Annotated in this window: 9 protein-coding genes; 5 read left to right on the forward strand and 4 right to left on the reverse strand. The window is 72.0% G+C overall.

What is annotated here, in order from left to right:
• Positions 1–95: 95 nt before the first annotated feature.
• Together ABFX54_RS46435 and ABFX54_RS46440 are read right to left on the reverse strand one after the other, a co-directional pair.
• The gene (locus tag ABFX54_RS46435; RefSeq protein ID WP_346113457.1) at positions 96–3,617 is read right to left on the reverse strand and encodes a S8 family serine peptidase; all 3,522 of its coding nucleotides are present in this window, start codon (positions 3,615–3,617) and stop codon (positions 96–98) included.
• Positions 3,618–3,812: 195 nt separating this feature from the next.
• The gene (locus ABFX54_RS46440) at positions 3,813–4,418 is read right to left on the reverse strand and encodes a TetR/AcrR family transcriptional regulator (protein WP_346113458.1); all 606 of its coding nucleotides are present in this window, start codon (positions 4,416–4,418) and stop codon (positions 3,813–3,815) included.
• A 269-nt stretch (positions 4,419–4,687) separates the two neighbouring features.
• Here ABFX54_RS46440 and ABFX54_RS46445 point away from each other — a divergent pair, with 269 nt between their 5' ends.
• The 4 genes from ABFX54_RS46445 (at position 4,688) to thyX (ending at position 11,876) form a co-directional block, all read left to right on the forward strand.
• Positions 4,688–6,814, forward strand: a complete 2,127-nt coding sequence (locus ABFX54_RS46445; protein ID WP_346113459.1) for an anthranilate synthase component I — start codon at positions 4,688–4,690, stop codon at positions 6,812–6,814.
• A 66-nt stretch (positions 6,815–6,880) separates the two neighbouring features.
• Complete coding sequence (locus ABFX54_RS46450; protein WP_346113460.1) at positions 6,881–8,098, forward strand: amidohydrolase family protein; 1,218 nt, start codon at positions 6,881–6,883, stop codon at positions 8,096–8,098.
• A 217-nt stretch (positions 8,099–8,315) separates the two neighbouring features.
• A complete protein-coding gene (locus ABFX54_RS46455) occupies positions 8,316–10,958 on the forward strand; it encodes a M4 family metallopeptidase (RefSeq protein WP_346113462.1) in 2,643 nt (880 codons plus the stop codon).
• A 183-nt stretch (positions 10,959–11,141) separates the two neighbouring features.
• The gene (gene thyX, locus ABFX54_RS46460; protein WP_346113464.1) at positions 11,142–11,876 is read left to right on the forward strand and encodes an FAD-dependent thymidylate synthase; all 735 of its coding nucleotides are present in this window, start codon (positions 11,142–11,144) and stop codon (positions 11,874–11,876) included.
• A 42-nt stretch (positions 11,877–11,918) separates the two neighbouring features.
• Here thyX and ABFX54_RS46465 read toward each other — a convergent pair whose 3' ends face one another.
• Positions 11,919–12,230 (reverse strand): ubiquitin family protein, encoded by a 312-nt coding sequence (locus ABFX54_RS46465; RefSeq protein WP_326643828.1) that lies wholly within the window; start codon positions 12,228–12,230, stop codon positions 11,919–11,921.
• Entirely contained in the window at positions 12,231–13,310 is a 1,080-nt protein-coding gene (locus ABFX54_RS46470) for a WD40/YVTN/BNR-like repeat-containing protein (RefSeq protein WP_346113466.1), read from the reverse strand.
• A 154-nt stretch (positions 13,311–13,464) separates the two neighbouring features.
• Here ABFX54_RS46470 and ABFX54_RS46475 point away from each other — a divergent pair, with 154 nt between their 5' ends.
• Complete coding sequence (locus ABFX54_RS46475; RefSeq protein WP_346113467.1) at positions 13,465–14,265, forward strand: helix-turn-helix domain-containing protein; 801 nt, start codon at positions 13,465–13,467, stop codon at positions 14,263–14,265.
• Positions 14,266–14,322 lie beyond the last annotated feature (57 nt).

The raw sequence follows: 14,322 nt of genomic DNA on the forward strand, positions 1-14,322 counted from the left end.
GCGGTATACCGGGGGCCGCCCTATACGAGGAGCGGCAGGACGCGGGCCCGCCCCGCCGTACGGCGGAACGGGCCCGGTCGGTCGATCTGCCTTCCTTACGGGGCGCTCCGGTCAGGACGCTCCGAGATGCGCAGCCCGTTCACGATCGTCGCGCCCTGCCGGGTCGCGAAGCGCACGTTGAGCTGGCCGTCGGTCACCCTGACCGTGTACTGCCTGCTCACCGCCGTGTACGTGCCCGCCTCCAGGGCCAGGTCCAGCGCCGGGATCGCCAGCTGACCCTCGACCAGCACGTCGAAGACCCGCCGGCCCATCTGCGTGTTCTTCACCTCGGCGAAGTCCAGCTCGACGGTGTACGTCCCGGCCGGGACGTTGTCGAAGCGGTATTCGAGCATCGACTCCCTGGCCGTCCTGAACAGCGCCTGGTCGGGCGTGCCGGCGATGGTCCTGGACGTGCTCGCCGTACGGTTCTGGTTGGTCAGGTAGCCGTAGCCGCCCTGGGTGTACTTCCGGTCCGGCGTCCAGGTGTCACCGGCCGCGTCCACGAAGTTCCTGGTGGCGCCGGTGTCGATGGCCACCTGGTGCTTCGGCACCACGACCGTGACCTTGACCTCGATCGTGGGCTGCCGCCCGCTGGTGGACTTGATGAGCAGCTTGCCCTCGCGGAACGTGCCGGGCGTCACGCCGGCGCTCGACACCGTCACCTTCAGGCTCACCTTCTTGCCCTTGGCCAGCTCACCGGCGGCCGGCGTCACCGTGAACCAGGACTCCCCGGTCACCGTGTACGGCGTCGGCGAGCCCAGGTTCGTCAGCTCCAGCGACCGCGTCCGGCTCGCCCCGGCCGGCATCACCACGGTCAGCTCCGCCACCGACGCGCTCACCTGCCCGGTGACCAGCGCCGTGTCGATCCGCGTGATGGCCGCCGGCGCGATCGTGACGGACTGGGTGAAGGTGCCGTAGTGCTCCTTGGACACCACGACCTCGTAGTCGCCGGCCAGCACCTGCCCGCTGAACGTGCCGTCCGCGCCGGTCGTGAAGTCGGCCACGTCGCCCACCTTCACCGTCGCCCCGGAGATCGGGTCGCCGTCGTTGGCGTCGGTGACCTTGCCCGTGACCAGGCCGTGCCGGCTCGCGGTGAACGTCAGGCCCTGCCCGGTCGACAGGACGGCCTCGTTGAACGAGTACTGCAGGCCGTCGGTGCCGGTCGCGTTCTCGATGCCGATCGTGCCGGAGCCGCCCTGGTCGCGCCCGGTGTCGATGTCCTTGTACCGGAACGCGACGGAGCCGTCCTCACCCAGCAGCGCCGAGAACGACACCCGCGTCGTGAGCGCGCCGAAGAAGGCGACGTTGCGCCACTCGATCACGAACGTCCGGCGCGGCGCCGTGCCCGTCACCGCCGTGTAGACGCCGCCCTGGTCGTCCACCACGAAGTCGTCCCAGAACGGGTAGATCCCGTTGTTCGGCGCGTTCGTCGCCGGGAGCTGGCTGTTGCTGGAGGCCGTGGCCCCGGCCGTCCCGAACGTGACGAAGCCGTTCGCGCTGATCGACGCGCTGCTCTGGCCCGTCCCGTAGAACGGCACCTGGAACGGCAGCGTCACCTGCTGGGAGACGTCGTCGCCGGTCAGCGCCAGCTTCTCCGTGCCCGCGACGTACGGCTGCGCGCCGCTCGCGCAGGTGTAGCCGAAGTTGTCGCCGCGCAGCGGCAGCTCGATGTCCTTGACCACGTCGCCGTCCACCGTGACCGGCGCGGTCGCGCCGCTGGAGCAGCGCGAGGCGGGCGTGACGACCAGCTCGTACGAGCCCTGCGGCAGCGTCAGGCGGTAGCGCCCCTCCGCGTCGGTCGTCGCGCGCTCCGGCGTGCCCGTGGCGGCCACCGTCGCGCCGGCCTCGGGAGCGCCGGCCGTGGTCACCGTGCCGGACACGTGGCCCGCCGGCAGCACGGACATGGTCACGTCGGCGGTCGCGGCCTGCTCGGCCACGATCGTGACGTCCACCTCGGCGGGCCCGTAGCCGAACTTCTCCGCGCTCAGCCGGTAGTCGCCGGGCAGCAGGCGGGGGATGGTGTACGTGCCGTCCGCGCCCGTGCTCACCGTGCGGGCCAGCGGGCCGGTGAGGTTCAGCGTCACGCCGGGCACGGGCGTGCCGCCCGCGGTGACCGTGCCGGACAGGCTGCCCAGACCCTCCTCGGGCGCGGCCTTCACGGCGGCGTAGGTGTCGAGCCTGCCCTCGCCCCAGACGTTGTTGTCGGTCGCGGTGCCGCCGCAACTGGTGTCGGAGACGTCCGTGGCCGAGCCGTCCAGCAGCGCCCGCGTGGCCGGGATGTCGCCCGTCAGGCCCGGGGCCGCCGACCAGATCAGCGCCACCGTGGCCGCCACGTGCGGCGAGGCCATCGAGGTGCCGGTGAAGCTGCCGTAGGTGTTGCCGGGGGTCGAGGAGCGCACGTTGACGCCGGGGGCGGCGATGTTCGGCTTGATCTCGCCGTTCTCGCCCTCGCCCTTGCTGCTGTTGGAGTACAGGTTGTTGTTGATGTCGAAGCCGCCGGCGCTGTACGCGGTCACGTACTGGCCGGGTGAGCCGCTGCTGCGGCAGGACGGGCCCTCGTTGCCGTTGGAGAAGGCCGGGAAGATGCCGGCCGCCAGCCAGGAGTCCACGACCTCCTTGTAGAACGGGTCGAAGCCGTCGCCGCCCCAGGAGTTGTTGACGATGTCCGGCGCCAGGTCAGGGCGCGGGTTCTGGCCGTTGAGGTCGGTGGGCCGCACCATCCACTGTCCGGCCGCCAGCAGGGAGGCGTCGGAGCAGGTGTTGAGCTCACAGCCCTTCGCGGCGATCCACTTCGCGCCGGGGGCCACGCCGATGCCGTTCTTGCCGACCATCGTGCCCATGGTGTGCGTGCCGTGGCCGTTGTTGTCGCACGGCGCCGTGCTCGGGCAGACCCGGGCGGGGTCGAACCAGTTGTAGTCGTGGGTGTAGGTGCCGTCCTGGTTCCTGCCCCGGTAACTCTCGGCCAGCTCGGGGTGGTCGAACTGGGCGCCGGAGTCGATGTGGGCGACGACGATGCCCTCACCGCGGTTGCCCAGCTCGTCCCAGACGCGCGGCGCGTTCACGCGGTCGATGTTCCACTCGACCGCCTGCACGCCCTTCGACGAGGTGGAGGCGCGTACCTGGGGCTCGGCCTTGCCGGTGATCGGCTTGGGCAGGGAGACCGTGCGGATCGGGTCGATGCGGTCGACCTCGGGCAGGCTCGCGATCTCGGCGGCGAGCTTCTCGCTCGCGGTCACCTTGACGGCGTTGACGATCCAGAAGGGGGTGTACTCGGCGTGGTGCGCGTCGAGCAGCTCGCGCAGCTCCTTCTGCGAGGACTTCGCGCGGGCGCTCTTGACGTCGAAGACCAGCTCGGCCTTGGCCTCCTTCGTGACGGCCCGGCGGGCGCCGCTCAGATCGGCGCTCCCCTTCATCCGGACCCAGAAGCTGGCTTTGTTGTTCTGCGCGAGCTCGGCCTGGACGGCCGTGTCGATCTTTCCCGGGTCAGGCGCGGCGTGCGCCGCGGCCTGCGGGGCTAAGAGACCAGCGGCGGTGACGATCCCGACCAGGACCGTCCGCCAACGGGGGGTGTGGTGCACTGTCTCTCCTTCATGACAAAAGGCGAGAGGTGATCTTCACGCCTCTGTCGAGAAGGGTGAAGAGAACGTGTTCGGAAAGCAAGAGGTGACGTGAAACGTTATTTTGCTGACTGAAATGTAATCTGGTCAGCTCGCCTGCCGTCAGCTTCCGCACGGCCCTGACCTGGGCTTACGCGCCGGTCCCCGCGAGTGCGGTCAAGGCCTGAGGCCGAACTGTTTCATGATCGTCATGAAGTAGGCCAGGATCCGGCCCGGCTCCTGGTCGTCGGGGTGGGTGCCCACGTGATACAGCACCGCCGCGTTCAGCTGCTCCCGGACCACGTCCACGTCCAGGTCCGCGGGCAGGCGTCCCGCCTCGCGCGCCCCGGCCAGCGCCGCTCGCACCAGCGCCTCCCGCCGCCCGCCGTTGACCAGCCGGTAGGCCGCCATCAGTTCGGGGTGGTCGTCGCGGCTGCCGTAGAGCCGGCGCAGCAGCAGCCGGTTGCGCGGCTGCGCGAGGTAGGCGGCCCAGTCGCCGAACATGTGCTCAAGGTCGCGCCAGCCGGTGAAGCCCGGGTCGTCGTCGTGGTTGGCCCACTCCAGCGTCCGTACCAGCAGCTCCGTCTTGCCGGCGAACCTGCGGTAGACCGTCGCCCGCGTCACCCCCGCCCGCCTGGCCACCTGCTCGATGCTGGTCTGCTGGGCGCCCTGCTCGATCAGCAGGTCGAGCGCGGCCGACAGGATGGCCACGTCGGCCTCCTGGCTGCGCGGCCGGCCGGCCGGGCGCGAGGCGCCCGCCGTGCCGGGATGAGTGCTCTTCATGCGTCGCGGGTCACCATCGTGTCGTGCGCCGGGGCCTGGAGACGGTTTGCGAGCAGTCTAATGAGCCGGGGCGGCTTCGCGGGTCGCGTTGCGCGATCATGGTCGGGCGGTTACCCTTGACGGCATGCGAAATCACGCTCAGCTGCAGTGGTGGCGCCGCTCCTAGGCGGCGCGTTTTTCGCATTCCTCAACGGACGGCCGCCCCGGTTGGCGGCCTTTCTCGTGTCCGCCCCCGGGGCTCGATCATTGACGTGGTAAAGGGGCAGCAAGTGGATACGAGCGGATATACCACCGCCGGGGGCATCGGTGTCGAGCGCGAGACACGCCAGGTGGACGAGGCCGCCCTCGAAGAGATCGTGACAGCCCTCTCAGAACGGCGCGGGGGTGCCTTCTCCTCGGGCATGGACTACCCGGGCCGCTACAGCCGATGGGCCTTCGGCTACGTCGACCCGTGCCTGGAGCTGGTCGCCAAGGGCCGGACGATCTCGGCCACCGCGCTCAACGAGCGCGGCCGGGTCGTGCTGCCCGCCGTCGCCTCCTGCCTGCTGGCCGCGGGCAAGCCGGTCACCGAGCCCACGGCCGACCGCGTCGAGGTCTACGTGGCCGAGTCCGAGGACCTGCTGCCGGAGGAGATGCGCAGCCGCCGGCCCACCGTCTTCACCGCCATCCGCGAGGTCATCGCCGCCTTCAAGGGCGACGACCCGCACCTCGGCCTCTACGGCGCCTTCGGCTACGACCTGGCCTTCCAGTTCGAGCCCATCAGGCAGGAGCTCGTCCGCCCCGACGACCAGCGCGACCTCGTGCTGCACCTGCCCGACCGCCTCGTCGTGATCGACCGGCAGCGCGAGACCAGCGTCGAGCACCGCTACGAGTTCACCGTCGACGGCACCAGCACCCGCGGCCTGGAGCGCAGCGGCGACACCGCCCCGCCCGTCACACCCGCCGAGGTGCCGCCCAACCCGCCGAAGGGCGAATACGCCGAGGTCGTGGCCGCCGCCAAGGAGAAGTTCAAGCGCGGCGACCTGTTCGAGGTCGTGCCCGGCCAGGTCTTCCACGCCACCTGCACCGACCCGTCCGGCTTCTACCGCGGCCTGCGCACCAGCAACCCCGCCCCGTACGAGTTCATCATCAGCCTCGGCGAGGGCGAGCACCTGGTCGGCGCCTCACCCGAGATGTACGTCCGGGTCAGCGGCGACCGGGTCGAGACCTGCCCGATCTCCGGCACCATCGCCCGCGGCAGCAACCCCGTCGAGGACGCCGAGGCCATCCGCACGCTGCTGTCCAGCGTGAAGGAGGAGTCGGAGCTGACCATGTGCACCGACGTCGACCGCAACGACAAGTCGCGCATCTGCGTCCCCGGCACGGTCAAGGTCATCGGCCGCCGCCAGATCGAGCTCTACTCCCGCCTCATCCACACCGTCGACCACATCGAGGGCCGGCTGCGCCCCGAGTTCGACGCGCTCGACGCCTTCCTCACCCACATGTGGGCCGTCACGGTCACCGGCGCGCCCAAGACGTGGGCCATGCAGTTCATCGAGGACCACGAGGCCACCACCCGCCGCTGGTACGGCGGCGCCATCGGCTTCATCGGCTTCGACGGCTCCATGAACACCGGCCTCACCCTGCGCACCGCGCAGATCAAGCACGGCGTGGCGGCCGTCAGGGCCGGGGCCACGCTGCTGTTCGACTCCGACCCCGAGGCGGAGGAGCGCGAGACCGAGCTCAAGGCCAGCGCCCTGCTCGGCGCCCTGGCCGCGGTCAACCGGCCCGGCGCGGCGCCGGTCGCCGAGCCCAGGGAGCAGCCCGGCCTGGGCATGAAGGTGCTGCTCGTCGACCACGAGGACTCCTTCGTCAACACCCTGGCCGACTACTTCCGCCAGGAGGGCGCGGACGTGGTGACACTGCGCCACGGCTTCCCCGTCCACATGATCGACGACATCGGGCCCGACCTGGTGGTGCTCTCGCCCGGCCCCGGCTGGCCCACCGACTTCGGCATGTCGGCCCTGCTCGACCAGGTCTACGCCCGCGACCTGCCCGTCTTCGGCGTCTGCCTGGGCCTCCAGGCCATGGTCGAGCAGGCCGGCGGCACCCTGGAGCTGCTCGACTACCCCGAGCACGGCAAGCGCGGGCAGGTCACCAGGCTGGGCGGCAGCGCGCTGCTCGACGGGCTGCCCGAGGAGTTCACCGCGGCCCGCTACCACTCGCTGCACGCCAAGCGCCCCGGCGTGGTCGGCTTCACCCCGACCGCGCTCACGCCCGACGGCAACGTGATGGCGATCGAGGACACCGCGCGGCGGCGCTTCGCCGTGCAGTTCCACCCCGAGTCGATCCTCACCCAGGAGGGCTCCGCCGGCGCGAAGATCATCGCGAACGTGCTGCGGCTGGCCCGCGGATAGGTGCAACTGTCCCGCAGGTCGGTAAAACGTGCCCGGGAGCGCGCGGAGCTCCCCTAGAGTCTCCGCATGCTCCCCGTAGACCTGCCCGGCACGGTGCGTGACGCGCTGCTCGCCCCGCTCGTCGACCACCACTGTCACGGGGTGCGCCGCGACGACCTGAGCCGGGCCGGGTTCGAGCTGCTCATCAGCGCCGGCGGCGTGCCCGCGCCGCCCGGCACCACCCACTTCGACACCCCGTCGGGCGTGGCCGTGCGCCGCTGGTGCGCCCCGCTGCTCGACCTGGAGCCGCACGCCCCGCCCGCCGTCTACCTGGCCCGCCGGGCCGAGCTGGGCGCGGGCGAGGTCAACCGGCGGCTGCTCGCCGGGGCCGGCGTGGTGGCGTTCCTGGTGGACTCGGGCCGCGAGGACGCCGGCCTGCTGAACGCCGCCGAGATGGGCCGCCACGGCGGGGCCGCCGCCGACGAGCTCGTCCGGATCGAGGAGATCGAACGCGACGTCGCCGCGACGGCGCAGATCGCCGTCGACTACCTCGACTCCCTGGGCGAGGAACTGGCCGGCCGGGCCGCCAGGGCGGTCGGCGTCAAGACCGTCATCGGCCCCCTGTGCGGCCTCGACCTCGACCCGGCCAGGCCCGCCAGGGGCGCGGTCATCGCCGCGGCCAACCGGCGCCTGGCCGACCCCAAGGAGCCGCTGACGGATCCCGTCCTGCTCAGCTACCTGCTCTGGAGCGGGATCGACGTGGCCAGGGAACGCGGCCTGCCCGTGCAGTTCCACACCGGCTACGGCGCCCCCGGCACCCTGCCCGATCACCTGCCCGATCACCTGCCCGATCACTGGGCCGATCATGGGGCCGATCATGGGGCCAATCTTTGGGCCGGTCGCCGGGCCGACCCCGCCGGGCTCGGCCGGTTCGCCGCCGCGCTGCAGCCGCTCGGGGTGCCGATGATCCTGCTGCACCCCTACCCGTTCCACCGCCAGGCCGCCCACCTGGCCGGAGCGTTCCCCCACGTGTACGTGGACGCCGGCCTCGCCCTGCCGCACCTCGGCGCGGGCGCCCGGGTCATGGACGAGCTGCTGGAGCTGGCGCCGTTCCACAAGCAGCTGTTCAGCTCCGGCTGCCACGGCCTGGCCGAGAGCGGCTACCTCGGCGCCCTGTCCTTCCGGCGCGCCCTCGCGGCGGCGCTCGCCACCCGGCTCGACTCGGGGGAGTGGAGCACGGCCGACGCGGCCCGGGTCGCCCACATGATCGGCTCAGGCAACGCCCGGCGCATCTACCGGTTGTGACGCCCGTCCCCGGCTCCGGCCCGTGACACCCGCCCTCCTGCCGCCACGGTGCACGAGGACCGGTGCCGTGGGCCGGGGAACGTGGGGCGGCCGGCATTTCGACATCAAGAAATGCATATTTCCCAATAGATGAAATCAAATCGTGATTTGTCTATTAGTCAATGACGCAGTCATGATCGAGGGCGCCTGTGTCCCTTCAACACCACCTGGAGGTGTCGTGTCCTGGCGCCCCATCACCCTCGTCGCAGCCTTATGCCTGACGCTCTCCGTACCAGGAGTGGCTTCGGCCGAAGATCCGCCGCCCGAGGTCGAGCACCGGACGGGCACCCAAGCGCCCGCCGAGGTGAGCGGCCTGTCCGAGCCCGCGCGGGCCGCCGACCCCGTCGCCGCCGCCAAGGCGCACCTGACCGACCCCCGCTACCACCTCGACCCCGCCGACCTCCAGCCGATCCGCACCGTCGTGGACGGCCAGGACGAGACGGTCAGGTTCGCCCAGCGCCACCGCGGCCTGCCGGTCTTCGGCGCCCACTACCTCGTCCACCTCCGCAAGGACGGTGCCCAGCGCGAGATCGTCGGCGCGGGCGGGCGCTTCCTCACCGAGCTCACCGTGGACACCACCCCGACGCTGACCAAGGAGACCGCCGAGAAGATCGCCGCCGGCCTGCGGCCACGCGGCTACACCGCCCGCGAGCGGCCGGCGGCCACGGCCCGCGAGCTCGTCGTGCTGCCGCGCGGCACGGGCGTGCTCGCCTGGCACGTGGTCCTGACCTCGAAGCGCGGCGGCACCGGGCCGCAGAGCCGGCCGCTGCTGCTCGACGCGTACGTGGACGCCCACTCGGGCCGCCCCCTGTTCACGGTGGACCGCCTCAGGACGGAGGGCCCGGTCGAGGGCACCGGACGCACCGCGCACGGCCGCGACGTCACCCTGAACGCCTACGAACGCGCCGACGGCACGTACGAACTGCGCGACCGCGCCCGCCCGATGTGGAACGGCACCACCGGCGAGATCCTCACCTACGACGCCGCCGGAGCCGACGTCCTGGACTTCCTCAACCCGGGCATCCCGCCCGGCACCGAGCTCGCCCGGTCGCCGGCCCCCGCCTTCGGCCCCGAGCACACCGGCACGGGCGCCGTGGACGCCCACCACGGCGCGGGCCTGGTGTACGAGTTCTACCGCGGGCTGGGCCGCGACGGCCTCGACGGCCAGGGCGGCACCATGTTCTCCGTCGTCAACGTCACCGTCGGCGGGCAGCCGTTCACCAACGCCTTCTGGGACGGCACCAAGATGGTCTACGGCGGCGGCGGGACCGACTACCACTCCTTCGCCGCCAGCCTCGACGTGGTCGGCCACGAGATGACCCACGGCGTCATCACCCACAGCGCCGACCTGGTCTACCTGGGCCAGCCGGGCGCGATCAACGAGGGCCTGGCCGACTACTTCGGCAACGCCGTCCAGGTGGACGCGCTCGGCATCCCGATGAGCGACCCCGACGCGAGCCTGCTCGGCGAGGGGCTGTGCAAGAACCTGCCGCCCGCCGAGTGCGCGAACCGCGACCTCGACGACGCCCGCGTGGCCGCCGAGGACTACCTGGGCCTCACCGTCGCGCTCGACAACGGCGGGGTGCACCTCAACTCCACCATCTTCTCCGGCGCCCTCTGGGACGTCAGGGAGCAGCTCGGCGGGGCCAGGGCCGACAGGCTCGCCTACAAGGCGCTGACCGAGTACATGACGCCGCTGGACGACTTCGTGGACGGCCGGCGCGCCGTCGAGTCGGCCGCACGCGCGCTCGGCTGGCCGGCCCGCGACCGGCTCACCGTCGCCCGCGCCTTCGACCGGCACGGCATCAAGCCCGGCTGGGAACGCCACCTCCGCACCGACAGCCGGACGCTCATCGACGGCATCACCGACGTCAACGCCGTCCCCGACGTGGCCGGCGACCGCTACGTGATCTCCAACTCCTCACCCGACGCCACCGCGCCCAGCCGGATACTCACCGGCCGCCTGCGCGGCGGCAAACCGGTGGTCCTGTACGCCGACGACCGGTGGAACTACTTCCCCAAGACCGACGGCGCCCAGGTCGTCTGGGCCTCCTTCGACGACACCCAGACCAGCTTCCGGATCAGCGCCCGCCCGATCGACGGCAGCGCGCCCGCGCGCGTCGTGCACGAGACGACGGACGTGGTGAACGGGCTCGCGGTCGCCGGTGACGTCATCGCCTGGGAGGCGTTCGACGCGGCGAGCGGCGAGGTCGAGATCTGGGCCAAACGCGGCACGGCCGCCCCCGTGCGGATCACCGCCGAGGCGGGCGTCTCCGGGTACACGCCCTCGATCAGGGGCGGCAAGGTCGCGTACACGCGCGAATGGGTCGAGGGCGGCGCCTTCCACAGCACGCCCGCGATCTACGACCTGGCCACCGGCACGCAGGTCGTCGTCCCCGAGGTGCCCGGCACCGGCGGCCCGTCGTTCACCGTGATGCCGATCCTGCTGGACCGGCACGTCGTCTGGACGGCCGACACCGACCGCGACGGACGCTTCGCCGTCATGCGGGCCGCCCACGACGGCACCGGCACCACCGCCGTCGTGCCCGACGGGCCGGCCGCGCCCAGCCTCAACTGGTTCGACGCCACCGAAAGCACGATCTCGATCGGCGTCTGGCCGGACGGCGACACGCTGGAGAACGCCACCCTGCCCAAGGTGCTCCAGCTCCCGCTCACCGGCGGCACGCCACGGCGCGTGTCCTGCAACGCCGGGGCGCAGGACTACTTCGCGGCCGGCACGGGTGACAGGATCGCCTGGCTCGACGGCACCGACGCGACCACCGACCTGGTGACCCGCGACCGTCCCGCCGTCCGCTGCTGAGCCGGGCCCGGCCGGGCCGGCGGGCCTGGCCGGGCCCGGCCCCCCCCCCCCCCCCCCGGGGGGGGGGGGGGGGGGGGGCGGGCCCGCCGCCCCCTCGCATGGTACGGCGGGCGCCGACTCGCGTCCGGGGCCGTGACCTGGTTTGCTTGAGCCGGCACATCGTCAAGCAGAACGGGGGCGCGGATGGGCGCAATGGAGCCGCAGGCGGAGGTCAAGTTCCGGAGCGACGTCGACGTGGAGCTGGTGAAGTCGGCCGCGTCCGACGCCGACGTGTTGTGGGCGGCGCGGGTCTCCACCAAGGGCGAGAGCTCGCTGGCCGAGATCGAGGCGGACCCCCAGCGCTCCAAGGGCCTGATCAACTTCCTGATGCGCGACAGGCACGGCACACCCTTCGAGCACTCGTCCATGACGTTCTACGTCAGCGCGCCGATCTTCGTCTTCCGCGAGTTCATGCGGCACCGCACGTTCTCCTACAACGAGGAGTCGGGCCGCTACCGGCAGCTCGAGCCGGTCTTCTACGTGCCCGGCCCCGACCGCAAGCTGGTCCAGGAGGGCAAGCCGGGCAAATACGTGTTCCGTGACGGCACGCCGGAGCAGCAGGAGCTGGTCGCCGAGACGACGCGGGAGAGCTACCGGCAGTCCTACCGCGCCTACCTGGAGATGATCGAGGCGGGGGTGGCCCGCGAGGTGGCCCGCACGGTGCTCCCCGTCGGCCTCTACTCCTCGATGTACGCCACCTGCAACGCCCGCGCGCTGATGAACTTCCTGTCGCTGCGCGTCAAGCGGGACGACTCCACCTTCCCCTCGTTCCCGCAGCGGGAGATCGAGATGGTCGCGGAGAAGATGGAGGCGCTCTGGGCCGAGCTCATGCCGCTCACCCACGCGGCGTTCGAGGCCAACGGCCGCGTCTGCCCCTGAGCCGTCGAGCCGTCGAGCCGTCGAGCCGTGGCTCCCGGCGGCTCAGGCGAGCGCCGGGAGCACGTAGACCTCGGCCCCCGGGGGCAGGGCGCAGTCGAGCCCGCCGAGCCCCCGGGCGTTCTCGCCGCACACGATCATGCTGATGTGCCGCCGGATGCGGCCGTAGTCGTCGCGCAGCCGCTCCTCCAGCATCGGATGCGTACGCCGCAGCGTGTCGAGGGCCGAGCCCAGGGTGGGCGGGGAGTGGCGGTCGGCGCCCACGGCGAAGACCTTGACCTCGGTGCGCCCGCTCACCCACCTGCGCAGCGAGCTGGGCAGCACGAAGACGACCATCATCACCGGTTTCGCGATCAACTAGAGCACCGCCGCGCGCACGGTGAGCACGTCGGGCAGGTGCCGGGCGACCGTCGACCAGGTTTCGCCGTCGTCGCGCGAGCAGTGCACCTCGCCGTCGCGGGTGCCGAAGAACAGCCCCGCCTCCGACGCGGTCATCGCGTCACGCAGCACGGTCGCGTAGACCGGCCCCTCGGGCAGCCCCTGCGAGCACGGCCGCCAGCTCCCGCCCGCGTCGTCGCTGCGGTAGACGCGGTAGCGGTGGTCGACGGGCGTGCGGTCGACGTCGGCCGTCAGCGGCAGCACGTAGACCGTGTCGGGCCGCGACGGGTGCGCCACGATCGGGAAGCCGAAGTCGGACGGCAGCGACGCGCCGATGTCGCGCCAGCTCCCGCCGAAGTCGTCGCTGCGGTAGACGCCGAAGTGGTGCTGCAGGTAGAGCCGCTCGGGCCGGGACGGATGCATCGACACCTTGTGCACGCACTGCCCGAACTCGGGGAACTGCTGCCCCTCCGGCAGGAACGGCGCCCGGATGTTCTTGTTGGCCGCCTCCCACGACGCGCCCCCGTCGGAGGTGCGGTAGAAGCCCGCGGCCGAGACGGCGACGGCCATGATCTCGGGGTCGGCAGGATGGCCGACGATCGTGTGCAGGCACAGCCCGCCGCCGCCCGGCTGCCACTGCTCGCGGTGCGGATGGTCCCACAGCCCCTCGACCAGGCGGTAGGTCACGCCGCCGTCTTCCGAGCGGAACAGCGCGGCCGGCTCGACGCCCGCCCACACCACGCCGGGCTCGGACGGGGAGGGCAGCAGCTGCCAGACCCGGCTCAGCGTGGCCCCGGTCTTCTCCGGGAAGGCGATGGGCGGCTGCTCCGCCTCCTGCCAGCTCTTGCCGAGATCGTCGGAGTACATCACCGACGGGCCGAAGTGGCCGTATTCGATCCCGGCCAGCAGGCGGGGAGTGGCGCCGCGGGTGTCGACGGCCACGGAGGTCACCGCGATCGTGGAGAACTGGATCGGCTCGACCTCGAAGGGGCCGCCGCCCGCCGAGCGGGCGAGGAACAGGCCCTTACGGGTGCCGATCGCGAGCACTGCGTCGCTCATGACATTGCTCCAATGTTCGCTTGCGGCCCATCGTGCCACGCGGCACCGACAGTTGCCGAGGACTGGGAGATTCCCCGCAGAAGGGCGGCCGGCCGAGCCCGCATTACCTCCCGGGTAATCGAGACCCTTCCCTGCGCCCGATAGCGTGAGCGGCATGGGAGCGGTCGCCGTACATGAGGAGTCCTTCGGAGAGCTGCTGCGCGCCTGGCGGCAGCGGCGCAGGGTCAGCCAGCTGGACCTGGCGATCGAGGCGGACGTGTCCGCCCGCCACGTCAGCTTCCTGGAGACCGGGCGCGCCCGGCCGAGCCGCGAGATGGTGATGAAGCTGGCCGAGGAGCTGGCGGTGCCGCTGCGGCACCGCAACCGGCTGCTGGTGGCGGCCGGATTCGCCCCCGTCTATCCGGAACGGGAGGTACGCGCGCCCGAGATGGAGGTCGTCCAGCGGGCGCTGGACCGGATCCTGGCCGGTCACGAGCCCTACCCGGCGGTCGTGGTGGACGCCATGTGGAACCTGGTGGCGGCCAACTCGGCGGCGGGCCTGTTCATGGAGGGTGTGCCGGCCGAGCTGCTGGCGGAGCCGATCAACGTGATGCGGCTCTCGCTGCACCCCGACGCGATGGGCGGGCGGCTGCTCAACCTGGCCGAGGTACGCGCCCACCTGCTGCACCAGCTCCGCAGGCAGGCCGAGGCGTCCGGGCACGGCCGGCTGGCCGAGCTGCACGACGAGCTGGCGGCCTACACCTATCCGGGCGCCGACCTCAACGTGGCGCACGTGCCGGGGCCGGGCGACATCCTGCTGCCGCTGCGGATCGCGGCCGGTGACCGGGTGCTGTCGATGTTCACCACGATCGCCACGTTCGGGACGCCGCTGGACGTGACGGTGTCCGAGCTGGCCATCGAGACGTTCTGGCCCGCCGACGAGGAGACGGCCGCGGCCTTCGGCGGCCGGGCGTGACCCGGTCGCGCCGGGACGGCCGGGCGAGCGGGCTGCCGCGGGGGGCGCAGGGGCCCC

It is taken from the genome of Nonomuraea maheshkhaliensis (assembly GCF_039529435.1).
In the GTDB taxonomy this organism is placed as follows: Bacteria; Actinomycetota; Actinomycetes; order Streptosporangiales; family Streptosporangiaceae; genus Nonomuraea; species Nonomuraea maheshkhaliensis.

Coding starts and splice junctions, on each gene's coding strand:
- ABFX54_RS46470 (WP_346113466.1), bottom strand. CDS start 13,310: ATGAGCGACGCAGTGCTCGCGATCGGCACCCGTAAGGGCCTGTTCCTC.
- ABFX54_RS46440 (WP_346113458.1), bottom strand. CDS start 4,418: ATGAAGAGCACTCATCCCGGCACGGCGGGCGCCTCGCGCCCGGCCGGC.
- ABFX54_RS46450 (WP_346113460.1), top strand. CDS start 6,881: ATGCTCCCCGTAGACCTGCCCGGCACGGTGCGTGACGCGCTGCTCGCC.
- thyX (WP_346113464.1), top strand. CDS start 11,142: ATGGGCGCAATGGAGCCGCAGGCGGAGGTCAAGTTCCGGAGCGACGTC.
- ABFX54_RS46475 (WP_346113467.1), top strand. CDS start 13,465: ATGGGAGCGGTCGCCGTACATGAGGAGTCCTTCGGAGAGCTGCTGCGC.